This is a genomic window from Terrabacter sp. GCM10028922 (genome assembly GCF_042666095.1).
Lineage (GTDB): Bacteria > Actinomycetota > Actinomycetes > Actinomycetales > Dermatophilaceae > Terrabacter.
The window spans coordinates 393,959-420,479 of the sequence record NZ_JBHTFG010000002.1 but is presented as its reverse complement, the minus strand read 5'-3'; the positions used below and the strand labels follow the sequence as shown (position 1 = coordinate 420,479).

Genomic DNA, 26,521 nt, shown 5'->3' with positions numbered 1-26,521 from the left:
CATACCCTCATCTGGTGCACACGAGAACGTTGCCGGGCAACCACGGCGCGGTCTTCGCGAGGACGCTGAGCGCCCTGCGAGACGTCCGTCTGCGCTCCGAGGTTCGCCTGACCGAGGTGCCGGCCCCGACGCGCATCGCGCCCTATGCTGCCGCGCTGACCGCCGACGTCATCGACGTCAGCGACCCCGACGACGACCTCGCGACCGGGCGCTTCGTGCTGCTGCACGACCCGGCGGCCCCCGAGACGTGGGACGGACAGTGGCGAGTCGTGACGTTCGCCCGGGCCGAGCTCGAGCCGGAGCTCGCCGGTGACCCGATGCTGGGCGCCGTCGGCTGGTCGTGGCTCACGGAGTCCCTGAGCGAGCGCGGCCTGGCGTGGACGGCCGAGGCCGGCACCGTGACCCGCGTCGTCAGCGAGAGCTTCGCGGGACTCGCAGACCGCGAGGCGAGCGTCGAGATGGAGATCCGGGCCTCGTGGACGCCGGTGGGTGACGACGTCGTCGACCATCTGCGCGCGTGGGCCGACATGCTGTGCACCATCGCCGGCATCCCGCCGCTGCCCGACGGCGTCGTGCCCCTGCCGGGGCAGCGCCGGTGACGGCTGAGCCCGCAGAGACCGCGGAGGACCTCGGCGACGACGCGGTCGCCGACACCACCCTGACACCGCTGACCCACCCGCGTGACGGCGTCCCCGACGTCGTCGTCGACGAGCGCGCGCTGATGCGCGCCGCTGATGCGATCGCCTCCGGCACGGGCCCTGTCGGCATCGACGCCGAGCGAGCGTCCGGCTACCGCTACGGCCAGCGGGCCTACCTCGTGCAGATCCGCCGTGAGGGGTCGGGCACGTGGCTCATCGACCCCATCGCGTGCCCCGACCTCTCGCCGGTCGGTGAGGCCATCGGTGACGCCGAGTGGATCCTGCACGCAGCGACGCAGGACCTCCCGTGCCTCGCCGAGGTCGGCCTGAAGCCGACCTCACTCTTCGACACCGAGCTCGCTGGGCGGCTGGCCGGGCTCCCTCGTGTCGGCCTGGGCGCCATGGTCGAGCACTATCTCGGCCTCCAGCTCGCCAAGGAGCACTCCGCCGTCGACTGGTCGGCGCGGCCCCTGCCCGAGCCGTGGCTGCTGTATGCCGCCCTCGACGTCGAGGTGCTCGTCGACCTTCGTGAGGCGGTGGGCGCAGAGCTCGCCGCCCAGGGCAAGTCCGCGTGGGCCGCCGAGGAGTTCGACAACCTGCTCCGGTTCACCGGCCCCGAGCCGCGCATCGACCCGTGGCGCCGCACCTCGGGCATGCACAAGGTCCGCGGACGCCGCGGCCTCGCCATCGTGCGCGAGCTGTGGCTGTGGCGCGACGACGTGGCCCAGCAGCGCGACACGTCACCGGGCCGGGTGCTGCCCGATGCCGCGATCAGCGAGATCGCCATCGCCAACCAGCGCGCCACCAAGCCGCCGCGGCAGGTGAGCTCGTCGGAGCCGCGGCTGGCGCGGGCGGTGCGGCGTCACCAGGAGGCGATCCTGGAGGTCGTCGCGCAGGCGCTCGCCCTGCCCGACTCCGACCTTCCGGTCCTGTCGCTCCCACCGACCGGTCCCCCACCGCCGAAGGCCTGGGCCGACCGCGACCCGGTCGCGGCGGCCCGCCTCGCCCGCTCGCGAGAGCTGCTGGGAGCGATCTCCGAGGAGCTCTCGGTGCCCGTGGAGAACCTCCTGACGCCCGACCTGCTGCGCCGCTTCCTCTGGGAGGGTCCCGCTGCGCCGACGACGGCCGAGGTCGCCGACGCCCTCGCGGCCATGGGGGCGCGACGCTGGCAGACGACGATCACGGCGCCGCTCATCTCCCTCGCCTGCCAGGAGAACCCGCCCTCCTGAGCCCTCCCCTGCTTCGCGCGCTCGTGCCTGTTTCGCGCGCTCGTGCGTGCAGCGCGCGGAACGTGGGTCCGTCCGGGTGAGGATGGTCACCCGAGGGGTCGTTGGCGCGGAAGTTACCGGGAAGTAGTATCGAGAGCGGTCGCACTCCTTCCACCGGACGCGACTCCCCGATCATCCTCGATCCACCTGGGAGGCACCGTGCCCCGCGCACTCACCGAGGTCGTCTTCGTCGACGGCGTCCGAACGCCCTTCGGCAAGGCGGGCGACAAGGGCATGTACGCCCAGACCCGGGCCGACGACCTCGTCATCCGGTGCATCCGTGAGCTGCTTCACCGCAACCCGGGTCTGCCCAAGGAGCGCGTCGAGGAGGTCGCCATCGCGGCCACGACGCAGATCGGCGACCAGGGACTGACCCTCGGGCGCACGGCGGCTCTCCTCTCGGGCCTGCCCGACACGACCCCGGGCTACTCCGTCGACCGCATGTGCGCCGGTGCCATGACCGCGGTCACCAACACCGCCAGCTCGATCGCCTTCGGCGCCTACGACGTCGCCATCGCCGGCGGCGTCGAGCACATGGGGCGGCACCCGATGGGCGAGGGCGTCGACCCCAACCCGCGCATCGTCGCCGAGAAGGTCGTCGACCCCGATGCGCTCGTCATGGGCAAGACCGCCGAGAACCTCCACGACCGCTTCCCGACCCTGACCAAGGAGCGCTCCGACGCCTTCGCGGTCGGCAGCCAGGACAAGCTCGCTGCGGCGTACGCGGAGGGCAAGATCCAGCGCGACCTCGTCACCGTCGCGACCCGCCACGTCGAGCAGGGCTGGGGCATCGCGACGGCCGACGAGCCGCCGCGGCCCGGCACCACCCTCGAAGACCTCGGTCAGCTCAAGACCCCTTTCCGTGCCCACGGCAACGTCACGGCGGGCAACGCCGCCGGGCTCAACGACGGCGCCACCGCGTGCCTGCTCGCCTCCGAGCAGGCCGCGACCGACCTGGGCCTGCCTGTGCGGATGCGCCTCGTGTCGTACTCCTTCGTCGGCGTCGAGCCCGAGGTGATGGGAGTCGGCCCCGTCCCGGCGACCGAGAAGGCCCTCGCCAAGGCGGGCCTCACCATCGAGGACATCGGGCTCTTCGAGCTCAACGAGGCGTTCGCCGTCCAGGTGCTCGCGTTCCTCGACCACTTCGGCATCGCCGACGACGACCCGCGCGTCAACGAGTACGGCGGCGCCATCGCCACCGGTCACCCCCTCGCGAGCTCCGGCGTGCGCCTCATGACCCAGCTCTCGCGGCAGTTCGAAGACCACCCTGAGGTCCGTTACGGCCTCACCGCGATGTGCATCGGCATCGGCATGGGTGGCGCCGTCATCTGGGAGAACCCGCACCACGAGGCCTACGTGTCCTCGACGACCAGCACGAACGACAAGGAGGCCGTCGCGTGACCCTCACGACTGAGAAGCCCACCGCCGCAACCGCCTTCGCCAGTGAGGTCGTGACACGGACGCCGGTGCGCGACGTCGCGCTGCCGGACGGTGCCGGCACGCTCGCGCTCATCACGCTCGACAACGGCTTCGACCACACGAAGCCCAACACGTTCGGGCCGCAGTCCATCGCCGGGCTGGCCGAGACCGTCGCCCGGCTGCGTGAGCGCGTCGAGGCCGGCGCGATCCAGGCCGTCGCCGTGACCGGCAAGCCTTTCGTCTTCGCTGTGGGCGCGGACCTGACGGGTGTGCCGTTCATCGGGTCGCGAGACCAGGCGATCGAGATCGCTCGGGCCGGCCACGCGGCGTACGCCGCCTTCTCCGACCTGCCGGTCCCGACGTTCGCGTTCGTCAACGGCGCCGCCATGGGCGGCGGGGTCGAGCTCGCGCTGTCGGCCACCTACCGCACGATGAGCGCGGGTGTGCCCGCCGTCGCCCTGCCCGAGGTCTTCCTCGGGCTCGTGCCCGGCTGGGGCGGCTGCTGGCTGCTGCCGAACCTCGTCGGCATCGAGAAGGCGCTCACGGTCATCCTCGACAACCCGCTGAGCCAGAACAGGATGCTCAAGGGGGTCGACGCGTACCGCCTGGGCCTGGCCGACGCGCTCTTCGAGCCGGCCGACTTCCTCGAGGAGTCCGTCGCCTGGGCCGCCCGTGTCCTCTCGGGCGAGGTCACCGTCGAGCGGCCGGAGGTCGACCGCGACGAGGCGGCGTGGAACGCCGCGGTCGCCAGGGCCAGGAGCGTGGCCGATGTCAAGACCGGTCGCCAGGCCAAGAGCCCGTATGCCGCCCTGGACCTCATCGCCGGCGCGCGCACCGCGACGCGCGAGCAGGGCTTCGCGGCCGAGGACGAGGTGCTCGCCGACCTGCTCATGAGCGACGAGCTGCGCGCAGGCCTCTACGCCTTCGACCTCGTGCAGAAGCGCGCCAAGCGCCCGGCCGGCGCCCCCGACAAGAGCCTCGCCCGCCCGGTCACCAAGGTCGGGATCGTCGGTGCCGGGCTCATGGCCAGCCAGCTCGCGCTGCTGTTCCTCCAGCGTCTCCAGGTGCCGGTCGTGCTCACCGACATCGACGACGATCGCGTTGCCAAGGGCGTCGGCTACGTCCACGCCGAGCTCGACAAGCTCGCCGGGAAGGGCCGGCTGAACCCCGACAAGCTCAACCGCTACAAGGCGCTCGTGACCGGGTCGACGAGCAAGGACGGCTTCGCCGACGCCGACTTCGTCATCGAGGCCGTCTTCGAGGAGATGTCGGTCAAGCAGCAGGTGTTCGCCGAGGTCGAGGCCGTCGTCTCGGCCGAGTGCGTGCTCGCCACCAACACCTCGAGCCTGTCGATCGCCGAGATGGCGAGCCGCCTCGAGCACCCCGAGCGCGTCGTCGGCTTCCACTTCTTCAACCCGGTCGCCGTCATGCCCCTGCTCGAGATCATCCCGGGCGAGCGCACCGACGACGCCACTCTCGCAACGGCTTTCGCCGTGGGCAAGGACCTGAGGAAGACGTGCGTCCGCGCGGCGGACCGGCCGTCCTTCATCGTCAACCGTCTCCTCGGCCGCTTCATGGGCGAGGCGGCGAAGGTCCTCGACGAGGGCACCCCGATCGAGGTCGTGGACCGCGCGTTCGCCGGTCTCGCCCCGATGCCGCCGTTCGTCCTCATCGGCCTCGTCGGCCCGGCGATCGCCCTGCACAACGGCGAGACGCTCGTGCGCGCGTTCCCCGACCGGTTCTACGCCTCACCGACGCTCCAGCGGATCGTCGCCGCCGGCAAGCGGGGCTTCTACGACCTGTCGTCCGGTCGCCCGGTCCTCGGCCCCGAGGTCGCCGAGCTCATCGAGAAGCCCGCCGAGCCCGTCGTGCTCGACCTCGCCCAGGTGCGCGAGCGTGTGCTCGCCGTGCTCGCCGACGAAGCCCGCCGCATGCTCGACGAGGGTGTCGCGCAGGCGCCGATGGACATCGACCTCGCGATGATCACGGGGGCCGGCTTCCAGTTCTGGAACGGCGGCATCACGCCGCTCCTCGACCGGACGGGCGTCGCCGAGCGGGTCACGGGGTCACGGTTCCTGCCGGTCGGGGTGGCGAACGCGCCAGCCTGACGGTGGGCCGGATTTGCCCTAACTCATATATGAGTTAGCCTCGACGTCGTGCCTCAGACCTACTTGACCCGCATCGGCAGCCTCATCCGCGACGCCCGGCGCCACAAGGGAATGACCCAGTCGGACCTCGCCGAGCTCCTCGGGACCTCCCAGGGTGCCGTGACCCGCATCGAGCAGGGCAAGCAGAACCTCAGCCTCGACATGCTCGCCAAGATCGGTGATGCGCTCGACTCGGAGTTCGTCTCGCTCGGCCACTCCGGCCCCCAGCACCTGCGGATCGTCGGGGGCCAGAAGCTCACCGGTTCGATCGACGTCAAGACGTCCAAGAACGCCGCCGTCGCGCTCCTCTGCGCCGCGCTGCTCAACCGGGGCCGCACGACGCTGCGCAACCTCGCCCGCATCGAGGAGGTCAACCGCATCCTCGAGGTGCTCGCGTCGATCGGCGTGCGCACCCGCTGGCTGCCCGACAGCAGCGACCTCGAGATCGTCCCGCCGGCGCGGCTCGACCTTGCCGACATCGACGTCGCCGCCGCACGCCGCACGCGTACCGTCATCATGTTCCTCGGCCCGCTGCTCCACGAGCACGCGTCCTTCCAGCTGCCCTACGCCGGGGGCTGCGACCTCGGCACACGCACTGTCGAGCCGCACCTCAGCGCGCTGCGCTCGTTCGGTCTCGAGGTGACCGCGACGCACGGCTTCTACGAAGCTCGGTCGGACCGCTCGGTCAACCCCGAGCGAGCCATCGTGCTCACCGAGCGCGGCGACACCGTGACCGAGAACGTCCTCATGGCCGCCGCGCGCCACGCCGGGACGACGGTCATCCGCAACGCCAGCCCCAACTACATGGTCCAGGACCTCTGCTTCTTCCTCGAGAAGCTGGGCGTGCGCATCGAGGGCATCGGCACGACGACGCTCACCGTGCACGGCGTCTCGGAGATCGACATGGACGTCGAGTACTCCCCGAGCGAGGACCCCATCGAGGCGATGAGCCTCATCGCGGCGGCCGTCGTCACGGACAGCGCCATCACGATCCGTCGCGTGCCCATCGAGTTCATCGAGATCGAGCTCGCGACGCTCGACGGCATGGGGATGAAGTACGACCTCACGCCTGAGTACCGGTCTGCCAACGGCAAGACCCGGCTCGTCGACCTGACGACGATCCCGGGCCCGCTCAGGGCGCCGACCGACAAGATCCACCCGATGCCGTTCCCCGGCCTCAACATCGACAACCTGCCGTTCTTCGCGCTCGTCGGAGCCGTTGCCGAGGGCAGCACGATGATCCACGACTGGGTCTACGAGAACCGTGCCATCTACCTGACCGAGCTGACGAAGGTCGGCGCGAAGGTGCAGCTGCTCGACCCGCACCGCGTCATCGTCGAGGGACCGACCCGGTGGCGCGCCGCCGAGGTCGTCTGTCCACCGGCGCTGCGGCCGGGCGTCGTCGTGCTCCTCGCGATGCTCGCCGCCCCCGGCACGTCGGTGCTGCGCAACGTCTACGTCATCAACCGTGGCTACGAGGACCTCGCCGAGCGGCTCAACGCGCTCGGGGCGACGATCGAGGTCTTCCGCGACATCTGAGCGACGGTTCGGCCCGACGCCAGACGTGAGGCCGGTCCACACGGAATCCCCGGTTTTGTGTTCGGCCACCACACAGGGGCCACATCTCGGCCTCCCTAGTCTTCCCGCATGGCCGACGCCCGCAACGACGCACGCGACGACGCCGGCGGCGCCCACCCAGGGCGGTCGTGGGTGGTCAACGACCGCATCGACCTGACCGGCCGAACCGCCCTCGTGACCGGCGCCGCGAGCGGCATCGGCGCGAGCATCGCCCGGGCCCTGGCAGCTGCCGGAGCCAAGGTCCACGCCGTCGACCGGGACGAGCAGGGACTCGACGCCCTCGCCCGGTCGGCCGGCGTCGCGACGATCGCGGCCGACCTCGCCGACCTCGACGCGCTCGCCGGCCTGCCGACCGACGTCGACATCCTCGTCAACAACGCCGGCATCCAGCACGTCAGCCCCATCGAGGACTTCCCGCTCGAGCGCTTCGACCTCATTCTCGACCTCATGCTCGTGTCGCCGTTCCGGCTGATCCGCCAGTCCCTGCCGCACATGTACGACCGGGGCTGGGGCCGCGTCGTCAACATCTCGAGCGTCCACGGGCTGCGGGCCAGCGCGTTCAAGGCCGCCTACGTCACGGCCAAGCACGGCCTCGAGGGGCTTTCGAAGGTCGTCGCCCTCGAGGGCGGTCCGCACGGCGTCACGTCGACGTGCATCAACCCGGCCTACGTGCGCACGCCCCTCGTCGAGAGGCAGATCACCGACCAGGCCCGCACCCACGGCATCCCCGAGGCCGAGGTCGTCGAGAAGGTCATGCTCGCGCCGGTCGCGGTCAGGCGCCTCGTCGAGCCGGACGAGGTCGCCGCGCTGACGCTCTTCCTGTGCGGTCCGGCGTCCGCGTCCGTCAACGGCACGTCCTTCTCCATGGACGGCGGGTGGACAGCGCACTGACCGCGGACCACTGCGAGCCGCCCGCCCCGCCCCGACACGCCTAGGATCTGCCCGTGGCCACCCGCAGCGAGACGCCGTCGCCCGCCGACACGACCGGGCAGACGCAGCACGCGGAGCAGCTGATGCACCTGCTCGAGCTGCTCGCCTCCGATGCGACGGTCGCCGACATCGCGGCCGCCGACGCGCCGGCCGACGCGCGCGACCTCGCACTGCGCATCACGAGCGCGCGCGAGGTGCACCAGCACCGTGAGGCGGGGCTCGCTGCCCTTCTCGACACGGCGCGTGAGCTCGCCACCGCGAGCGACCCAGGCTCCGTGCTCGACGCCATCGTGCGCCGCGCCCGTCGGCTCGTCGGCACGGACCTCGCGTACCTGACCCTCTACGACCCGGAGGCCGGCGACACGTACATGCGCGCCACCGACGGGTCGGTCTCGGCGGCCTTCCAGTCGGTGCGGCTCGCCCTCGGCGCCGGCCTGGGCGGCCTCGTCGCCTCGACCCGCAAGCCGTACTGGACCGCCGACTACTGGTCCGACGAGCGCTTCCGTCACACCGAAGCCATCAACAGTGCGGTCGGCGAGGAGGGCATCATCGCGATCTGCGGCACGCCGCTCATCGTCGAGTCCGAGTTCGTCGGCGTCCTCTTCGCGGCGAACCGGTCGTCGCGGCCCTTCACGCGCGAGGAGGTCGGTCTCCTCGGCAACCTCGCGACGCTCGCTGCCGTGACCCTCGTGCAGACCCGGGCCCTCGCCGACGCCGAGAACGCGCTGGAGGCACTCTCAGACGCCCACGAGACCGTCCGGCAGTACGCCGAGGGTGTGGAGAAGGCGGCCGCGGCGCACGACCGCTTCGCCTCCCTCGTGCTCGGCGGCGGCGGCGTCGACGACATCACCCACGCCCTCGGCGAGCTGCTCGGCGGCTGGGCCGTGCTCGTGGACGAGAACGGGCACCGGCACAGCGCCGCCGGCCCAGCCCCCGAGCACGACGCAGAAGGGCCCGACCCGTTCGCCGAGCTCAACGCCCTTCCCGGGCTCGGCACCGGGCGGCTCGTCGAGCGTGACGGGGTGTATGCCGTGTCGGTGACCGCCGCGCGCGAACGCCTCGGCACGATCTACGTCGGAGGGCTCGGCACCCTGAGCGACTCGGAGCAGCGCACGGTCGAGCGGGCCGGGGTCGTCACCGCGCTCGTCCTGCTCTTCGAGCGCCAGGCCGCCGACGCCCGGCAGTCGGCGCGCAACCGGCTCGTCAGCGATCTCGTCAGCGCGCGGGGCTCCCGCGACGAGCGCCTTACTCTGGCCCGAACGGTCGGCTTCGACCCGCAGAAGCCGTTCTGCCTCCTCGTCCTGCGCGGCGACGAGACGGGCGGCCACCGGGCCCTGCTCATCTCGGCCAGTGCCGCGACGGGCGAGTCCGCCCTCGTCGGGTCGCACGACGGCGACGTCATCGCGCTCGTGCCCGGCACCGACGCCGACTCCCTCGCACGTTCCTCCGCGGCCCTGATCGGCAGACGGACGACCGTCACCGTCGCGGGCGTCGGCCCCATCAGCGACGTCGACGCGATCACCGAGGCGCATGAGGAGGGCTCGCGCACCGTGGGGGCTCTGATCGCCTTGGGGCACAAGGGCAAGGGGGCCGCCGCCACCCAGCTCGGATTCGCCGGCCTCATCGTCGGCTCCGACCCCGACGTCCACGAGTACGTCCGCAAGCTGCTCGGCCCCGTCCTCGACTACGACGAGCGGCGCGGCACCGATCTCGTCGGCACGCTGGCGGCGTACTTCGCGGCCGGCGGCAGCCCTCGGCACGCGGCCGGGAGCCTGCACGTCCACGTCAACACCGTGTCGCAGCGCCTCGAGCGCATCACCGCCCTGCTCGGCGAGACGTGGCAGCAGCCCGACCACGCGCTCGAGCTGCAGATAGCGCTGCGGCTCCGGGCGCTTCAGGCGCCGGGCTGACGCCAGGCCGCGTCCGGGTACGCGGACCCGTCCGTCAGGACAGGCGCGGCTCGAGGTCGGCGACGACCTGGTCGGCGGTGAGGCCGAGGGCCTCGAGGATCTGGCCTCGGGAGGCATGGTCGAGGAACTGCTTGGGGATGCCGTACGTGTGCACGGGCACGTCGAGCCCGGCCTGGCGCAGGGCCAGGGTGACGGCCGACCCGACGCCGCCGCTCACGAGGTTGTCCTCGACGACGGCGACGGCGCGAGCGCGCCGGGCGAGCGCCACGACGTCGTCGCTGACGGGCAGCACCCAGCGCGGGTCGACCACCCGGACGTCGCGGCCGTGGGCCGCGATCTTCTCGCCGGCCTCGATGGCGAGCCCCGCGAAGGCCCCGACACCGACGACGAGGAGGTCGACGTCGTCGCCGGCGTTCTCGAAGAGGACGTCGACCTCGCCCGTCGAGCGGACCGCCATGAGGGGATCGGCGACGTCGCCCTTCGGGAAGCGGATGACGGTCGGGCCGTCGGAGACCTCGACCGCCTCGCGCAGCTGCAGCCTGACCTGCTCGCCGTCGCGCGGCGCTGCCAGCCGCAGGCCCGGCACGATCGAGGTGAGCGTCATGTCCCACATGCCGTTGTGCGAGGCGCCGTCGCTGCCGGTCACGCCGGCGCGGTCGAGGACGAACGTCACACCGGCCCGGTGCAGGGCGCAGTCCATGAGCAGCTGGTCGAACGCACGGTTGAGGAACGTCGCGTAGACGGCGACGACCGGGTGCAGCCCGGCGTAGGCGAGCCCCGAGGCCATCGTGACCGCGTGCTGCTCGGCGATGCCGACGTCGAAGACGCGGTCGGGATAGACGGCGGCGAAACCGTCGAGCCCGACGGGGATGAGCATGGCCGCGGTGAGGGCGACGACGTCGGGACGCTCCGCGCCCAACGCCACCATCTCCTCGTTGAACTCGTCGGTCCAGATGCGCCCCGACACCTCGAACGGCAGGCCCGTCTCGGGGTTGAACTTGCCGACGCCGTGGAACTGGTCGGCCTCGTCGTCGATGGCCGGCTGGTACCCGCGGCCCTTCTGGGTGATGACGTGGACGATGACCGGCCCACCGAAGTCGTGGGCCTTGCGCAGGGCGCGCTCGAGCGCCTGCTCGTCGTGGCCGTCGACGGGACCGAGGTACTTCAGCCCGAGGTCCTCGAACATGCCCTGCGGAGCGACGATGTCCTTGATGCCCTTCTTGACGCCGTGGAGCGTCTCGAACATCGCGCCGCCGACGACGGGTGTCCTGACGAGCGACCGCTTGCCCCAGTCGAGGACGCGCTCGTAGCTGCGCGTCGTGCGCAGCGTGGCGAGGTGGTCTGCGAGGCCGCCGATGGTCGGGGCGTAGGAACGCTCGTTGTCGTTGACGACGATGACGAGGGGCAGCGTCTTGTCGACGGCGATGTTGTTGATCGCCTCCCAGGCCATGCCGCCGGTGAGGGCGCCGTCGCCGATGACGGCGACCGTGTGCCGGTCCGTCTCGCCGCGCAGGCGGCGGCCCTTGGCGATTCCGTCGGCCCATGACAGGGCGGTCGACGCGTGGGAGTTCTCGACGACGTCGTGCTCGGACTCGGCGCGGCTCGGGTATCCGGAGAGGCCGCCCTGCTTCTTCAGCTTGCTGAAGTCGTGGCGTCCGGTGAGCAGCTTGTGCACGTAGGACTGGTGGCCCGTGTCGAACACGAACGTGTCGCGGGGCGAGTCGAAGACGCGATGGAGCGCGATCGTCAGCTCGACGACGCCGAGGTTGGGCCCGAGGTGGCCGCCGGTCTTGGAGACCTCGGTGACGAGGAAGGTGCGGATCTCCTCCGCCAGCGCCGGGAGCTGGGTCGCCGGCAGGGCCTTGAGGGCCGCCGGGCTCGTGATCGTCTCCAGCAGGGCCACGCTGGGTCGTCCTCTCGGTGGTCGGTCGGTGGTTCGGACTCGGGTGGGTCGATCGAGTCTACGGGTCAACGTCCGGGCCCTCCCACACGTGCACGCGAAGCCTTGTCAGGACCGTCACACCACCGTCACAACCGCCCTGGCAACCGGGTCACAACCGCGGCGCGAAGACCTTGCCCTGGAGCGCCTCGTGGAGCAGGCGGACCGACCGCGAGGCGGCCATCAGCCGGATGCCCTCGGCCTCGATCTGCCCGAGGATCTCGGTCAGCGCCTCGGCCGGCACGTGCGGCCCGATCGCGACCCGTGCCTCGCGCCACGCCTCGCGCATCGCGACGACCTGGCCGTCGACGTGGCGGCCCGCCAGCCATGCGAGCGCGATGGGGTGACGCCGCCACCCGGCATACGACCGGTAGTCGGGCGGGCACTGGTCGAGCAGCCACAGCACGGCTCGGTCCTCCCAGCCCGGCGTGTGCGCCGGGGGCACCCCTGGCGGCCAGCCGGGCGGCGTGTGCCCGGTCGGCGTCGGTGGGGTGGGTCTGGACATGGCCCCAGTCTGCCTCCCCTACCCTTCGACCATGACGACGGTCAGCTGGGTGACGGCCTTCCTGGACCTGCCGGCGCACGCGCACGAGGCGGGCACCCGCTTCTGGTCCGCGGTCACCGGGTATGCCGTGTCGTCCCCTCGTGGGCTCGACGCGGAGTTCACTTCGCTGCTGCCACCGCACGGGGACCCGTACCTGAAGCTGCAGCGCACCGGCTCCGACGGCGACGCGGCGCCCGCGGTGCACCTGGACCTGCACGTGGCGTCGGTCGACGACTCCACGTCGCGAGCCGAACGCCTTGGGGCAGAGGTGGTCCACCGGTCGGAGCACGGGTACGTCGTGCTGCGCTCCCCCGGCGGCTTCGTCTTCTGCTTCGTCGACGAGCCGCTCGTCGAGCGGCCCGCGCCGACGCGCTGGCCCCAGCAGCACGAGAGCATCGTCGACCAGGTCTGCCTCGACATCCCCGCCGCCGGCTACGAGGTCGAGTGCGCCTTCTGGTCCGGGCTCACGGGGTGGCAGCAGCGGCGATCGGTGAACCGCCCGGAGTTCCGCCATCTCACCCGCCCAGACGCGATCCCCGTCCGGCTGCTGCTCCAACGCCTCGAGGAGCCGGGTCCGGCCCCTGTGTCCGGTCACCTCGACCTCGCCTGCGACGACCGGCCCACCGAGGTGGGCCGGCACGTGGGCCTCGGCGCCGTCATCGTCGCCGACCCCGGCGGCGGCTGGACCGTGCTGCGCGACCCGGCGGGCGCGCTCTACTGCATCACCGACCGCGACCCGCGCTGGGGTCTGCGCTCCTGAGCGGCCCGTCGGCTACCAGTTTGCCTGAGCGGGTGCCGTCGGTAGCGCGTGGTCGGCCGGGTGGATGACGTAGACGATGCCGCCGCTGTGGGGCACCCACACGTTCTCGAACTCCTCGCGGTCGTAGGTGACCCGCACCTGGTCGTTGCTGGCCAGCAGGTGCGAGGCGGGGTCGTTGCAGACGACGTCACCGGACTCGGTGAAACCGACGACGACCATGAGGTGACCGTTCGTGCCATAGCCGGCACCGGTCAGCTCGCCCTTCTTGAACGACACGGAGACCACGAGGGGGATGCCCGCGGCGACGAAGGCCTCGGCCTCGGTGAGGCTGCGCAGCCGCGTGACGAAGCCGCGCAGGTTGCCCCGCGTGGCGGCATACGCGGTGTTGAACGGCCAGTTGCCGGCGCCGTCGTAGGTGTAGTCGAAGACGTTGCGTGCCGTGAAGTCGACCTGGGCGTCGACGGCCGGGTCGACCCAAGCCGTCTCGTCAGCGGTCGGGCCGGCGCCCCAGTAGTCGACGACCATCGATGTCGAGGTCGGTGAGCACCAGGCCTCGCCGCCGTTGTCCCACTGCGGGTAGTGCCCGACGTGCACCTCCTGCGAGTACGTCGGGACCTCGAGCACGGTGCCGCCGGCGGGTCCGTTGGCGCTCCTCGGCACCTTCTTCGTGTCGGGGAGGGCCGAGGCCATCGCCCCGACGAGGTCGACCGTCGGGGCGTCGGTCGTGCCGTGCGGTCGCATCAGACGGACCTCGAGCTGCCAGTCCGTCAACGTGTAGCCGCTGCGGGTCGCGAGGGTGTCGGTGAAGACGGTCGCGACAGTGTCTCCCTGACCCGCGAGCGAGGTGCGGTGGATGCCACCGCCGTCGGCCGGGTCCTTGGTCGCCCACCGGCCGAGGACGTAGTCCTTCGTCGTCGTGCCGGCGCTCGTGCCACGCACCCGGATCTCGACCCACGAGCCGCCGGGCGTCGTGGAGTTCCACGAAGCGACGAGCTCGGTGAGCCCGAAGCCGGGGGCGACGACCGGTGAGGTCCACGTGGCGACGTCGTAGCTGACCGGCGCGGTCGACGTCCCGTGCGGGTCGACGTAGTCGACGGTCCGGTCGAAGGGGCCGAAGACGAGATCGGCGCCCTCCCAGGACACGTAGGCGACCTGGCGCGTCGGGTCGCCCTTCTTCGTCTGGGCGGCATGGGCACGGGAGGCACCCCTCAGGCCGGCGCCCGTGAGGGCGGCTCCGGCCGCAGCGCTGGTGAGCACCGTGCGGCGGCTCGGCTGGAACGGGACGTCGGAGACGACGGAGCGACTGGGCATGGCACACCTTTCGGAAGGGGTTCGCGCGGCCAGTCAACACCCGCTCCTGCCCCGCCGGGGGCCTGCAGCCGGAATTTCTCGCGATGAACCCTCATCGCGCAGGAAATTGACGCGTCAGGCCCAGTTCGGCTCGTCCGGCGCGGCGGGCAGCGCGACGTCGCGAGGGTGCATGACGTAGGCGAGGCCACCGTTCGATCCGAGCCACGCACGCTCGAACTGGTCCCGCCGGTAGACGGTGCGCACCTGCTCGTTGCTCGCGACCCGGTGCGAGTTCGGGTCGTTGGAGACGACGTCACCTTCGTGGGTGAAGCCGACGACCGTCAGCAGGTGACCGTCCGTCTCGTAGCCGGCGCCGTCGAGCTCATCCTGACGGAAGCTGACCGACACGACGAGCGGTACACCCGCTGCGACGAACGCCTCCGCCTCGGTGAGGTCACGCAGGCGGGTGACGTACGCGCGGAGCCCGCGTGATGCGGCGTAGGCCGTGTTGAACGCCCAGTTGCCGGCGCCCCGGTAGGAGCGGTCGAAGACCCGGCGCACGCCGTGCACGACCTGCGGGTCGGTGCCGTGCCCCACCCAGGCAGCCTCGGCGGCGTTGGGCGCACGGCCCCAGTGCTCGAGGAGCATCGTCGTGGACGTGGGCGAGCACCAGGACTGGCCCCCGTTGTCCCACTCGGGGAACGTGTCGACGTGCAGGCGCTGCGAGTGCGGCGGCACCGCGACCTCGCGTCCGCTCGCGACGCCGGGAGCGCTCGTCGGCTCGGTGGCATCGATCGTGAAGCGCGACGCTGCGCCGGCCACGAGCGACACGTGGGGCCAGCCGCCGTCCACCGCCGGGCCGGTGCGGGTCGCCAGTGCGGTCATCCGCAGCTGCCACCGGTCGAATCCGCTGCCCGGTGCGGAGAGCCACGTGTCGGTGGCGACCGTCCCGGCATCGAGCCGTTGGCCGCGCACCGTCGTCCGGGTGATCGGCGACTCCCCCGCCGGGTCGTCCTCGGCCCAGCGCGCGAAGGTGAACCACGGCGTCCACCCAGCACCGTCCGCCACCCGTCCCTCGACGTGCAGCCACGTGCCGGGCGGCGTGCGGGCGTTCCATGAGGGGATGAGCTCGACTGCGGCGTAAGCCAGCTCGACGACCGGCGACTCCCAGACCCGCGCTGCATAGGTGACGGCCGGGGCGTCCGGGACGTGAACGTCCGCATAGGAGAGGTCAGGCGCGGGCAGCCAGTCGAAGCCGGACTCCCAGAGGGTCAGCGTGGCATGTCGCTCGGTCACGCGACGAGCATGCCACCCGGAGGAACGCGGACGCGCGAGGGCCCGGCCACCGCAGGGTGCGGCGACCGGGCCCGTCGGGACGGCGCGTGCGTCAGCTCGCGACGAGCGAGCGCAGGACGTACTGCAGGATGCCGCCGTTGCGGTAGTAGTCGGCCTCGCCGGGTGTGTCGATGCGCACGACCGCATCGAACTCCACGGTCTCGCCGCCGTCCTTCGTCGCCACGACCTTGACGGTCTTCGGTGTCGTGCCCTCGTTGAGGGCGGTGATGCCGGTGACCGAGAAGGTCTCGGTGCCGTCGAGCCCGAGCGAGTCGGCGTTCTGGCCGGTCGGGTACTGCAGCGGGATGACGCCCATGCCGATGAGGTTGGAGCGGTGGATGCGCTCGTAGCTCTCGGCGATGACCGCCTTGACGCCGAGCAGGCTCGTGCCCTTGGCGGCCCAGTCACGCGACGAGCCGGAGCCGTACTCCTTGCCCGACAGGATGACGAGCGGCGTACCGGCCGCCGCGTAGCTCTGGGCGGCGTCGTAGATCGTCGTCTGCTCGCCGCCCTTGGTGAAGTCGCGCGTGAAGCCGCCCTCGACGCCGTCGAGGAGGAGGTTCTTCAGGCGGATGTTCGCGAACGTCCCGCGGATCATGACCTCATGGTTGCCGCGCCGCGAGCCGTAGGAGTTGAAGTCCTTGCGCTCGATGCCGTGCTCGGCGAGGTACTTGCCGGCGGGGCTGTCGGTCTTGATCGCACCAGCCGGGCTGATGTGGTCGGTGGTCACGGAGTCGCCGAGCTTGGCGAGCACGCGTGCACCCTCGATGTCGGAGACCGGGGTCGTCTCCATCGACATGCCGTCGAAGTACGGGGGCTTTCGCACGTAGGTCGACTCGCCGTCCCAGGCGAACGTGTCACCCTCGGGGGTCGGCAGCGACTGCCAGCGCTCGTCACCGGCGAAGACGTCCGCGTAGTCGTCGGTGAACATCTGCTGGTTGATGCTGCCGGCGATGGTCTGCTCGACGTCGGCCGGGGCGGGCCAGATGTCCTTGAGGAACACGTCGTTGCCGTCGGTGTCCTGCCCGAGGGGCTGCGACTCGAAGTCGAAGTCCATCGTGCCGGCGAGAGCGTAGGCGATGACGAGCGGCGGGCTCGCGAGGTAGTTCATCTTCACGTCTGGGTTGATGCGGCCCTCGAAGTTGCGGTTGCCCGAGAGCACCGACGTGACGGCGAGGTCGGCGTCGTTGATCGCCTGGGAGATCTCGTCGTTGAGCGGGCCGGAGTTGCCGATGCACGTCGTGCAGCCGTAGCCGACGAGGTGGAAGCCCAGCTTCTCCAGGTAGGGCCACATGCCGGCCTTGTCGTAGTAGCCCGTGACAACCTTGGAGCCGGGGGCCATCGACGTCTTGACCCACGGGGCGACCGTGAGGCCCTTCTCGACGGCGTTCTTCGCGAGCATGGCCGCGGCCATCATGACCGAGGGGTTGGACGTGTTGGTGCAGCTCGTGATCGAGGCGATCGAGACGATGCCGTGGTCGATCTCGAACTCGCGGCCCTCGGCGTCCTTGACCGCGACCTTCTTCGACGGACGGCCGTTGGCCTTGCCGTCGTGCGGCTTGTCGCCGCCGTTGTCCTCGCCCGGGTCGCTCGCGGGGAACGACTGGGCCGAGCCGGGGTCGCCCTCGTCATGCGCGACGTAGGTCGGCAGCACCTTGCGGAAGGCGTCCTTGGCGTCGACCAGGGCGATGCGGTCCTGCGGGCGCTTCGGCCCGGCGATCGAGGGGACGACCGTCGACAGGTCGAGCTCGATGTACTCGCTGTAGCGGGCCTCCGGCTGGTCGGGACCGGCCTTGAGCCACATGCCCTGCTCCTTGGCGTAGGCCTCGACGAGAGCGACGCTCTCGTCGGAGCGGCCCGTGAGGCGCAGGTACTCGAGCGTGACGTCGTCGATCGGGAAGATCGCACACGTCGAGCCGAACTCGGGGCTCATGTTGCCGATGGTGGCGCGGTTGGCGAGCGGCACCTGCGAGACACCCTCGCCGTAGAACTCGACGAACTTGCCGACGACGCCGTGGTCGCGCAGCATCTCGGTGATCGTGAGCACGACATCCGTGGCCGTTGCCGCGGTGGGGATCGCTCCGGAGAGCTTGAAGCCGACGACGCGCGGGATGAGCATCGAGACGGGCTGGCCGAGCATGGCCGCCTCGGCCTCGATGCCACCCACGCCCCAGCCGAGGACGCCGAGGCCGTTGACCATCGTCGTGTGCGAGTCGGTGCCGACGCACGTGTCCGGGTAGGCGACCTGCTCACCGTCGATCTCGCGGACCATGACGGTGCGCGCGAGGTGCTCGATGTTGACCTGGTGGACGATGCCCGTGCCCGGCGGGACGACCTTGAAGTCGTCGAACGCGGTCTGGCCCCAACGCAGGAACTGGTAGCGCTCGCGGTTGCGCTGGTACTCGATCTCGACGTTGCGCTCGAAGGCGTCGGCGCGGCCGAAGACGTCGATGATGACCGAGTGGTCGATGACGAGCTCGGCCGGGGCCAGCGGGTTGATCTTGGCGGGGTCGCCGCCGAGGTCGGCGACGGCCTCACGCATGGTGGCGAGGTCGACGACACAGGGCACGCCGGTGAAGTCCTGCATGATCACGCGGGCGGGCGTGAACTGGATCTCGGTGTCGGGCTGCGCGTTCTCGTCCCACGAGCCGACCGCGCGGATGTGGTCGGCCGTGATGTTGGCGCCGTCCTCGGTGCGCAGGAGGTTCTCGAGGAGCACCTTGAGGCTGTACGGCAGGGTCTCCTGCCCCTCGACTCCGGCGAGTCGGTAGATCTCGTAGGACTGGCCGGAGACCTCGAGGGTCCCCTTCGCCTTGAAGCTGTCGATGCTGCCCACAGCGGGCTCCTTCCAGCAACGTTGTTGGATGTCGCAGTGCTCGATTTATCTTGACGTCAAGATATATCTAACCACACGCGTCGGTCCTTGTCAGTCCACCCCTACCCGGCCATCTTTCCCCGGACGCGGCCGGCTGTCTCCCCGTGGGCACCGGTGCGCGGTCACCCGTCGAGCGGGCGCCGAGCGGACCAGAGCAACCCCTCGACGGGCAGGCCCGCCTCGAGCCGGAGGTGCACGCGGCCCACCCGGACGTCGACGAGTCCTGCGGCCGCGGTGATGTCGCGCAGGTGCCCCTCGGCGTGCGCATACCGGCCCGAGGTCGTGAGACGCCACGGCTCTCCCCTCGTGCCGTCGAGCTCCTCGACGGTGGCCAGGAGCCAGCCACCGGGCCGCAGCGCTCCGCGGGCGGCCGTGGTGATCTCCGTCAGGTCACCGAGGTAGCAGAGCGTGTCGACGCTGACGACGACGTCGTACGCCGTGTGCTGCGCCGCGAGGAACGTGCCGAGCTCCGCCTTGTGCAGCACGTCGTAGCACCCGCGACGCTGGGCTCGGCGGAGCATGCCGAGCGAGAGGTCGCACCCGACGAGGGTGCTCGCCCAGGGTCGGAGCAGCGCGCCGGCCAAGCCGGTGCCGCACCCGACGTCGACGACCGCGAGCGAGCCACCGGGCTCGCCCACGAGCTGCGCCAGCCGGTCGGCGACGAGCTCGGGCGCCCGGTAGCGCAGACCGGCGAGGTGGGGGTCGAACTCTCTGGCCACGGCGTCGAAGAGCGTCTCGACGTACTCGTCGGGCGCCCGGTCCGGAGCGGGCAGGCCGCCGAGGGCTGCGAGCCGGTGGCGGGCGCCGGGGTGCTCCGGGTCGAGCTCCGACCACCGGCGCACGACCTCGCGGGCCTCGTGCTCACGGCCTTCGCTCGACAGCGCGTGGAGTGCCGCAGCGAGGACCGAGCGGGCGAGTCGCCCCTCGCGGTCGAGCTCGAGGGCGCGCAGCGCCGCTGCGGCGGCACGGCCGGCGTCCCCGCCGAGGCGGTGGGCCGTCGACAGGTTGGCTCACGTGGGCGCGTCCCCCGGCTGGAGCTCGAGGCTCGCCTCGTACGCCTCGACGGCCGCGGCGGGGCGCCCGGACTCGAGAGGCATGTTGCCGAGGTCGTTGTGCTGGCTGGCCACGACCGCCCGGTCGGCCGTGCGCGACACGGCCCGCGCCATGAGCTCCTCGGCGTCGCCCGCACGTTGCTCGAGGTGGGCGGCGACGGCGCGCAGGTGCAGCACTCGGGGGTCGTCGTCGGGGGCGTCGGCCAGGGCCTGCTCCGCACCGTTCCCGTCGCCGGCGCGCAGCCGGTCGAGGGCGAGGGCGAGGGCGCTCGTCAGCCCATCTTGTTCGATCGGATGTCCCACGTGAAGCTGGAGGTCCGGCCGCCGGCGCCGCCGCCGTGCCCGGGCTCGGCGTAGTCGAAGCTGATCCACGCCGGCGAGAATGCGACCTCCTCGCTGACGTCGTCCTCGTCGCCCGAGGCCAGGACCTCCGTGACGACGACGTCCTTCATCGTCACTGTGAGGAAGTCCTTCGACGCACCGGACCGGGCGACCGTGAGCGTCGCCTCCTTGAGGTGCTTGCCGGTCACGGCGCGCGAGGCGAGCTCGGGTGAGGCCAGGTCGTACAGGTGGACGACCCGCAGCTCGTGAGCGCGTGGCCGACCGATGGTTCCGCCACTCCCGGCGCTGCCGCTCGTCTGGGTCGTGACACCCCAGTTCCACGACAGGATGTCGACGGATCCCTTGTGGTCCTTGCTCTGGCTGCCGCCGTCTATGCCGTCGACCTTCATGAACGCATCCATGTCGCCTCCCCTATGCAGAGCGGTGCTTCGACGCTAGCACCGGGGCAGTCGGCTCATAAGAGCCTTTCAGGCCACCCCGTCCGTCACCTCCGCGCCCGTCAGGGCCAGGCGGAAGCCTCGACATCTCGTCGCTCGGTCAGTCGTCGGGCTCGAGCACGGCGATGCACTCGACGTGGTGCGTCATCGGGAACGCGTCGTACGCCTCGAGCGAGGACAGGACGTAGCCCTGGTCGGCTGCAGCCCGCACGTCGCGCGCCAGCGCCGACGGGTCGCACGCGACGTAGACGACCCGGCGGGGCCCGAGCTGCCCGAGCAGCGCCATGACCTCCTTGCCCGCACCGGTCCTGGGCGGGTCGAGGACCGCGAGATCGGCCGTGACGCCCTGGGAGACGAGCGAGCGCAGCTCACGGTCGACGCGGTTGGCACGCCACTCGACGTTGTCGAGGTGCTCGGTGTTGGTGGCGCCGTTGTCGACCGCACGACGGTCGCCCTCGACGCCGAGCACGAAGCCGTCCGGTGCGACGAGCTCGCCGAGGCGCATGGTGAACAGGCCCGACCCGGCGTACAGGTCGACCACCCTGTCGCCGGACGAGGCGCCGAGCAGGGCCACGACCCGGCCCAGGAGCGTCGACGCTGCGCCGGGATGCACCTGCCAGAAGCCGCGCGCCGCAACGACGTACTCGCCCTGCCAGTCCCCGTCGCGGACGTGCTCGCCCACGAGTCCCGCGGACCCGTCTGCCTTCTCCGGCGCCGGGAGGGCCACGAGCACGGGGTCGTCGGGATGCGCCGCGTCGACGACGTCGACCGACTCGACGTCGGGCCACTCGGTGTCGAGCACCCCGGAGTCGATGATGCCGCGGGTCGCGATGAGGCAGTCGTCGAGGGGCACGACGTCGCGCGAGCGGTGCTTGCGCAGACCGGCGTGACCGGCCTCGTCGACGGCGAACTCCACACGCGTGCGCCAGCGCAGACCGGCCTCGTCACCGGGGACCGGGCGCACCTCCACGTCGACGTCGAGCCCCGCGAGCCGGGTGAACTGCTCACGGACGACGTCGGCCTTGAGCCTGCGCTGGGTGTCGAGCGATGCATGCTGGAAGTCGCAGCCGCCACACCGGCCGGGGGCGGCGTACGGGCACGGAGCCTCGACGCGTCCGGGCACGGCCCTGAGCACCTCGACGGCATCGGCACGGACGAACTTGTCACCCACGCGACCCTCGGTGACGCGGGCGACGACGTGCTCGCCGGGCAACGTGTGGCGCACGAAGACGACCTGGCCCTCGTGCCGGGCGACGCAGTGGCCGCCGTGGGCGACCGGTCCGACCTCGACCGTCCACTCGCTGCCCACGAGCGACTCGCCGCCCTCGGCACGCTCGCGGGTTCGACGAGCGGTCACAGCGCTCCGCCGCGCACCGAACCCGGGATGGGAGGCTCGTCGATCCAGTCACGCTCGGCGCCCTCGGACGACGCGAGCTGCCACGGCACGCTCACGACCATGACTCCCGGCGTGAAGAGCAGGCGCGCCTTGAGGCGCAGGGCGCTCTGGTTGTGCAGCACCTGTTCCCACCACTTCCCGAGGATGTACTCGGGGAGATAGACCGTGACGATGTCACGCGGGTTGCCCGAGCGGATCGACCGGACGTAGTCGAGGATCGGCCTCGTGATCTGGCGGTACGGCGATGCGAGCACCTTGAGCGGCACCGGTATGTCGTGCCGGTCCCACTCGAGGAGCAGCGCCTGCGTCTCGTCGTGGTCGACGTCCACCGTGACGGCCTCGAGATAGGTGGGTCTGCTCGCCCGGGCGTACGCGAGCGCCCGCATCGTCGGCTTGTGCACCTTCGAGATGCAGACGATGGCGTGCACGTGGCTCGGCAGCACCGGCTTCTCCAGGTCCCAGTCGATGGCGAGCTCGTTGCGTACGCGCGCGTAGTGCTTCTTGATGCCGAGCATGAGGAAGAACAGCACGGCCATCGCGAGGATGGCGTACTTGGCGCCGGCCTGGAACTTCGTCAGCAGGACGACGACGAGCACGGTCCCCGACATCGCGGCTCCCACCGCGTTGATGATCCTCGAACGCTGCATCCGTGCCCGCTCCTTGGCGTTGCGTTCGAGCCTCAGGTGACGCGTCCAGTGCCTGACCATGCCGATCTGGGAGGTGGTGAAGGAGACGAACACCCCTACGATGTAGAGCTGGATCAGCGCGGTGACCTCGGCCTTGAACACGACGACGAGGAGCATGGCCGAGCCGGCGAGGATGAGGATGCCGTTGCTGAAGGCGAGCCGGTCGCCGCGGGTGTGCATCTGGCGAGGCAGGTAGCCGTCGCGCGCGAGGATCGAGCCGAGCACCGGGAAGCCGTTGAAGGCGGTGTTGGCGGCGAGGACGAGGATCAGGCCCGTGACGATGGAGACGAAGATGACGCCTAGGTGGAAGTTCGCGAACACCGATTCGGCCAGCTGCCCGATGGCAGTGTGCTGCACGTAGGAGTCGCCGACGGGCTGGCCGTCGCGCAGCAGCTGGGACCCGGGGTCGTCGGCGATCTTGACACCGGTCCACTGGCTCAGCGCGATGATCGACCCGAGCATGACGATCGAGAGCGTGCCCATGAGCAGCAGGGTGGCGGCGGCGTTGGCGCTCTTCGGCTTCTTGAAGGCCGGCACGCCGTTGGAGATCGCCTCGACGCCGGTCAGCGCCGCGCAGCCCGACGAGAAGGCGCGCAGCAGCAGGAACGCGGCGGCGATCCCGGTGAGGGCCTGACCCTCCTCGGGCTCGAGGGTCAGCGAGGCGCTCTCGGCCGGGGTGAGCGTGCCGGAGAAGTGCTGGATGAAGCCGTAGATGCCCATGCCGATGATGGCGAGCATGAAGGCGTACACCGGCACCGCGAACGCCTTGCCCGACTCGCGGACCCCGCGCAGGTTCATCGCGGTGAGGAAGGCGATGAGCCCCACCGCCACGACGACCTCGTGCCCGCGCACGAAGTCGAGGACGGTGGAGGCGTTCTGCACGCCCGAGGAGATCGAGACCGCGACGGTGAGGACGTAGTCGACCAGCAGTGAGCTCGCGACGGTCAGTCCGGCCCGCGGGCCGAGGTTGACCGTGGCCACCTCGTAGTCGCCGCCACCCGAGGGGTAGGCATGCACGTTCTGGCGGTAGGAGGCGACGACGACCACCATGACGACCACGACGGCGATCGTGACCTGCCAGCTGTGCGTCGTGACGAAGGCGCCGCCGGCGAGGCCGAGCATGAGCAGGATCTCGTCGGGCGCGTACGCCACGGACGAGAGCGCGTCACTCGCGAAGATCGGGAGCGCAAGCCGCTTGGGCAGGAGCGTCTCGCCGAGCTTGTCGCTGCGCATCGCGCGACCGAGGAGGAGGCGCTTGAACAGCGAACCGGTACCTGGCACGACGACACTGTATGACGGATCGACGGGCCGCACCGACCCACTCCGGGGCGGCGTCCGACCCGTGGTCTCAGGTCCCGACGACGTGCGCGGCCCGCCCGGTGGGGCCTGCCCGAACGGTGTAGCGTCGCGTCCGTGCACTTCGTCATCATGGGATGCGGCCGAGTCGGGTCGACCCTCGCCCGCACCCTGGGCCGCAGCGGTCACGACGTCGCGATCATCGACGCCGACGCGTCCGCGTTCCGTCGCCTCGGCACGTCCTTCGAGGGTCAGACCGTGACCGGCATCGGGTTCGACCGTGACACGCTCATCGCTGCCGGCATCCGCGACGCCTACGCGTTCGCGGCCGTCAGCAGCGGTGACAACTCCAACATCCTCGCAGCCCGCGTGGCGCGCGAGACCTTCGGCGTCGAGCACGTCGCCGCGCGCATCTACGACCCGCAGCGCGCGATGGTCTACCAACGGCTCGGCATCCCGACCGTCGCGACGGTGCGCTGGACGTCGGACCAGATGATCCAACGGCTGCTGCCCCAGGGTGCCGTGCCCGAGCTCACCGACCCGAGCGGCAAGATCGTCATCGCCGAGGTGCCCCTCGCCGACGGATGGGTCGGCAAGCCGCTCACCCTGGTCGAGGAGCAGACCGGTGCGCGGGTCGCCTACGTGACCCGCCTCGGCGAGGGCACGCTCCCCCGGCCCGACATGGTCGTCCAGCAGGGTGACCTCGTGCACGTCGCCGCCCCCCGCGACGACCTCGCCCGCGTCGAGCGCCTCTGCGACCAGGCCCCGGCCGCCCACTGACCGGCACAGGAGAAGAATCCCCATGCGCGTCGTCATCGCCGGAGCCGGAAGCGTCGGCCGCTCCATCGCCCGAGAGCTGCTCGGCAACGGCCACCAGGTCCTGCTCATCGACAAGGACGCCGACGACGTCCAGGCCTCACGGGTCCCCGAGGCGTCGTGGCTGCTCGCCGACGCCTGCGAGCTCGCCGCCCTCGAGGAGGCGCGGCTCGAGGAGTCCGACGTGTGCGTCGCCGCCACGGGCGACGACAAGGCCAACCTCGTCCTGTCCCTGCTCGCCAAGACGGAGTTCGGCGTGCCGCGCACCGTCGCCCGCGTCAACAACCCCAAGAACGAGTGGATGTTCGACGAGTCGTGGGGCGTCGACGTCGCGGTCTCGACACCGCGCCTCATGACCGCGCTCATCGAGGAGGCCGTCAGCATCGGCGACCTCGTGCGCATCTTCGAGTTCCAGCAGGGGCGCGCCTCGATGGTCGAGATCACCCTGCCTGAGGGCAGCCCGTTCGCCGGGCGGCGCGTCGGCGACGTCGACTGGCCTTCGGACACCGTGCTCGTCGCGATCATCCGCGAGGAGCGGCCCCTCGCGCCGACACCGGACGACGCGATCGAGGCGGGGGACGAGCTCCTCTTCATCACGACGTCGGAGCAGGAGAGCCACCTTCAGGACCTCGTGGCCCCGGACCAGCGCCACCGCACCGACGAGATCGCCTGACCTCCGCCTGGTCCCGTGCAGGACTCAGGCGGCGCGGGACGGGTCGATCGGGGTGCGGCCGCGCAGCAGGATCGCGCCCATCGCGGTGACCGCGAGCAGGTAGGCGGGCCAACCGAGGACGACCTTGGCGACGCCGAGCGCCGCGACCTGCTCGGCGAGGTACAGCGGGACCATGATCGAGAGCCGCACGACGTTGAGCGCGATGAGCACCCACGCGAGCCGGGCCGCGACGGTGACGATGCCGGCGTGCCGGCGCCACCACGTCGGATCCTCCGCGAACGCCTCGGGCTCCGCGACCCCGACCACGAAGCCGAAGATCGGCCACCGGGTCAGGTTGGTCACCAGCAGCAGCACGAGCAAGCCTGCGTTCTGGAGCATTCCGGGCAGGAAGGCGTCCTCGGCACGTCCCGATCGGAGCGCGAACAACGCCGAGATGCCCACTCCCACAGCGGCATACGCGATGAAGCGTGGGTCCTGGCGCTGGACGAGTCGGACGAGCAACAGGATCGCGACGCACGCGCCCGCCACGACGAGGGCGAGCTTCAGGTCCTGGCTGCGTGACCACGTGAGCGCGAACGCGAGGGTCGGCACGGCCGACTCCGCCGCACCCCGCCAGCCGCCGATGGCCTCGGACAGCTTGTCGCGCAGCAGCTCCTCCACCGTCTCGTAGCGGCGAAGGTCGGCCTCGGAACGGGCGACCCGGTCGCCCTGCCCGGTGCCTGCCCCCGGCACGGCCGCGTCCCGATCCGCCTCAGCCATGGGACTGTCCGGCCCGGCCGATGATCTCGTAGGCCGGGTTGAACATCGTCAGGACCTTCCGGCGTGCCGTGATGCGGCCCGTGGCCTGGATCTTGATGCCGGGCACGATGCCGGCGATCCGCCGCCGGCCCAGCCAGACCAGGTGGAGCGACTCGGTGCCGTCCCACAGCTCGACATCGAGCGCCGGGGTCTCCTCCCGGGGACGCAGTGTCACGGAGCGGATCTCGCCGCAGACCGTCACGCGCGTGCGCGGGCGGGCGTCGCTGATGTGGACGACGCCGTCGAGGTCCGAGGACTCCTGGCGCAGCTCGGCCGCCTCGAGCTCGTGCGACGAGCGCGTCAGTCGCTCGGTGAGGCGGCGCAGGGCGCTGGGGCTGCCCGTGCTCACGAGGACGCCCCCGGAGGGCACGGCACGGGGGAGCACGGGCTGA

22 protein-coding genes are annotated in these 26,521 nt (G+C 71.3%); 10 read left to right on the top strand and 12 right to left on the bottom strand.

What is annotated here, in order from left to right:
- Positions 1-14: 14 nt before the first annotated feature.
- The 7 genes from ACFQU3_RS03370 to ACFQU3_RS03340 all read left to right on the top strand — a co-directional run bounded on the left by ACFQU3_RS03370 (position 15) and on the right by ACFQU3_RS03340 (position 9,890).
- Positions 15-599, top strand: coding sequence for a DUF3000 domain-containing protein (locus ACFQU3_RS03370; RefSeq protein ID WP_385906444.1), 585 nt, complete (start codon positions 15-17; stop codon positions 597-599).
- Positions 596-1,867, top strand: coding sequence for an HRDC domain-containing protein (locus ACFQU3_RS03365; RefSeq protein WP_385906441.1), 1,272 nt, complete (start codon positions 596-598; stop codon positions 1,865-1,867). Before ACFQU3_RS03370 ends, ACFQU3_RS03365 begins: the two co-directional genes overlap by 4 nt.
- A gap of 198 nt (positions 1,868-2,065) precedes the next feature.
- A complete protein-coding gene (locus ACFQU3_RS03360) occupies positions 2,066-3,307 on the top strand; it encodes a thiolase family protein (RefSeq protein WP_385906438.1) in 1,242 nt (413 codons plus the stop codon).
- Complete coding sequence (locus ACFQU3_RS03355; protein ID WP_385906435.1) at positions 3,304-5,433, top strand: 3-hydroxyacyl-CoA dehydrogenase NAD-binding domain-containing protein; 2,130 nt, start codon at positions 3,304-3,306, stop codon at positions 5,431-5,433. Before ACFQU3_RS03360 ends, ACFQU3_RS03355 begins: the two co-directional genes overlap by 4 nt.
- Before the next feature lie 48 nt (positions 5,434-5,481).
- Positions 5,482-7,011 (top strand): helix-turn-helix domain-containing protein, encoded by a 1,530-nt coding sequence (locus tag ACFQU3_RS03350; RefSeq protein WP_385906432.1) that lies wholly within the window; start codon positions 5,482-5,484, stop codon positions 7,009-7,011.
- Between the two features lie 108 nt (positions 7,012-7,119).
- Positions 7,120-7,941 carry a 3-hydroxybutyrate dehydrogenase gene (locus ACFQU3_RS03345; RefSeq protein ID WP_385906429.1) on the top strand — a complete coding sequence of 274 codons (822 nt, stop codon included), beginning with the start codon at positions 7,120-7,122 and terminating at the stop codon, positions 7,939-7,941.
- A gap of 53 nt (positions 7,942-7,994) precedes the next feature.
- The gene (locus ACFQU3_RS03340) at positions 7,995-9,890 is read left to right on the top strand and encodes a helix-turn-helix domain-containing protein (protein ID WP_385906426.1); all 1,896 of its coding nucleotides are present in this window, start codon (positions 7,995-7,997) and stop codon (positions 9,888-9,890) included.
- A gap of 34 nt (positions 9,891-9,924) precedes the next feature.
- Here ACFQU3_RS03340 and dxs read toward each other — a convergent pair whose 3' ends face one another.
- Together dxs and ACFQU3_RS03330 are read right to left on the bottom strand one after the other, a co-directional pair.
- Complete coding sequence (dxs, locus tag ACFQU3_RS03335; RefSeq protein WP_385906424.1) at positions 9,925-11,793, bottom strand: 1-deoxy-D-xylulose-5-phosphate synthase; 1,869 nt, start codon at positions 11,791-11,793, stop codon at positions 9,925-9,927.
- Positions 11,794-11,941: 148 nt separating this feature from the next.
- Positions 11,942-12,334 (bottom strand): hypothetical protein, encoded by a 393-nt coding sequence (locus tag ACFQU3_RS03330; RefSeq protein WP_385906421.1) that lies wholly within the window; start codon positions 12,332-12,334, stop codon positions 11,942-11,944.
- A gap of 31 nt (positions 12,335-12,365) precedes the next feature.
- Between ACFQU3_RS03330 and ACFQU3_RS03325 the strand changes: the two genes are divergently transcribed.
- Entirely contained in the window at positions 12,366-13,133 is a 768-nt protein-coding gene (locus tag ACFQU3_RS03325; protein ID WP_385906418.1) for a VOC family protein, read from the top strand.
- 12 nt (positions 13,134-13,145) lie between these two features.
- Here ACFQU3_RS03325 and ACFQU3_RS03320 read toward each other — a convergent pair whose 3' ends face one another.
- The 8 genes from ACFQU3_RS03320 to ACFQU3_RS03285 all read right to left on the bottom strand — a co-directional run bounded on the left by ACFQU3_RS03320 (position 13,146) and on the right by ACFQU3_RS03285 (position 23,779).
- Complete coding sequence (locus tag ACFQU3_RS03320; RefSeq protein ID WP_385906415.1) at positions 13,146-14,444, bottom strand: peptidase C39 family protein; 1,299 nt, start codon at positions 14,442-14,444, stop codon at positions 13,146-13,148.
- A gap of 114 nt (positions 14,445-14,558) precedes the next feature.
- Complete coding sequence (locus ACFQU3_RS03315) at positions 14,559-15,719, bottom strand: C39 family peptidase (RefSeq protein WP_385906413.1); 1,161 nt, start codon at positions 15,717-15,719, stop codon at positions 14,559-14,561.
- A gap of 91 nt (positions 15,720-15,810) precedes the next feature.
- Entirely contained in the window at positions 15,811-18,594 is a 2,784-nt protein-coding gene (acnA, locus tag ACFQU3_RS03310) for an aconitate hydratase AcnA (protein ID WP_385906410.1), read from the bottom strand.
- A 161-nt stretch (positions 18,595-18,755) separates the two neighbouring features.
- On the bottom strand, positions 18,756-19,475 hold the full coding sequence (locus tag ACFQU3_RS03305; protein ID WP_385906407.1) for a class I SAM-dependent DNA methyltransferase: 720 nt from the start codon (positions 19,473-19,475) through the stop codon (positions 18,756-18,758).
- A gap of 168 nt (positions 19,476-19,643) precedes the next feature.
- A complete protein-coding gene (locus tag ACFQU3_RS03300; RefSeq protein WP_385906405.1) occupies positions 19,644-19,988 on the bottom strand; it encodes a hypothetical protein in 345 nt (114 codons plus the stop codon).
- Positions 19,958-20,428 carry an Hcp family type VI secretion system effector gene (locus ACFQU3_RS03295; protein ID WP_385906402.1) on the bottom strand — a complete coding sequence of 157 codons (471 nt, stop codon included), beginning with the start codon at positions 20,426-20,428 and terminating at the stop codon, positions 19,958-19,960. Before ACFQU3_RS03295 ends, ACFQU3_RS03300 begins: the two co-directional genes overlap by 31 nt.
- 136 nt (positions 20,429-20,564) lie before the next feature.
- The gene (locus ACFQU3_RS03290) at positions 20,565-21,821 is read right to left on the bottom strand and encodes a class I SAM-dependent RNA methyltransferase (protein WP_385906399.1); all 1,257 of its coding nucleotides are present in this window, start codon (positions 21,819-21,821) and stop codon (positions 20,565-20,567) included.
- Positions 21,818-23,779 carry an APC family permease gene (locus tag ACFQU3_RS03285; RefSeq protein ID WP_385906617.1) on the bottom strand — a complete coding sequence of 654 codons (1,962 nt, stop codon included), beginning with the start codon at positions 23,777-23,779 and terminating at the stop codon, positions 21,818-21,820. The genes ACFQU3_RS03290 and ACFQU3_RS03285 overlap by 4 nt, the downstream gene beginning before the upstream one ends.
- Before the next feature lie 180 nt (positions 23,780-23,959).
- On the opposite strand from ACFQU3_RS03285, the gene ACFQU3_RS03280 reads away from it, so the two are divergent.
- Entirely contained in the window at positions 23,960-24,622 is a 663-nt protein-coding gene (locus ACFQU3_RS03280) for a TrkA family potassium uptake protein (protein WP_188032149.1), read from the top strand.
- A gap of 22 nt (positions 24,623-24,644) precedes the next feature.
- On the top strand, positions 24,645-25,331 hold the full coding sequence (locus ACFQU3_RS03275; protein ID WP_385906396.1) for a potassium channel family protein: 687 nt from the start codon (positions 24,645-24,647) through the stop codon (positions 25,329-25,331).
- A 24-nt stretch (positions 25,332-25,355) separates the two neighbouring features.
- On the opposite strand, the gene ACFQU3_RS03270 is transcribed toward ACFQU3_RS03275, so the two are convergent.
- Together ACFQU3_RS03270 and ACFQU3_RS03265 are read right to left on the bottom strand one after the other, a co-directional pair.
- Positions 25,356-26,090: a DUF3159 domain-containing protein gene (locus tag ACFQU3_RS03270; RefSeq protein ID WP_385906393.1), complete on the bottom strand. Its 735-nt coding sequence runs from the start codon at positions 26,088-26,090 to the stop codon at positions 25,356-25,358.
- Complete coding sequence (locus ACFQU3_RS03265; protein WP_385906390.1) at positions 26,083-26,514, bottom strand: OB-fold nucleic acid binding domain-containing protein; 432 nt, start codon at positions 26,512-26,514, stop codon at positions 26,083-26,085. Before ACFQU3_RS03265 ends, ACFQU3_RS03270 begins: the two co-directional genes overlap by 8 nt.
- Positions 26,515-26,521 lie beyond the last annotated feature (7 nt).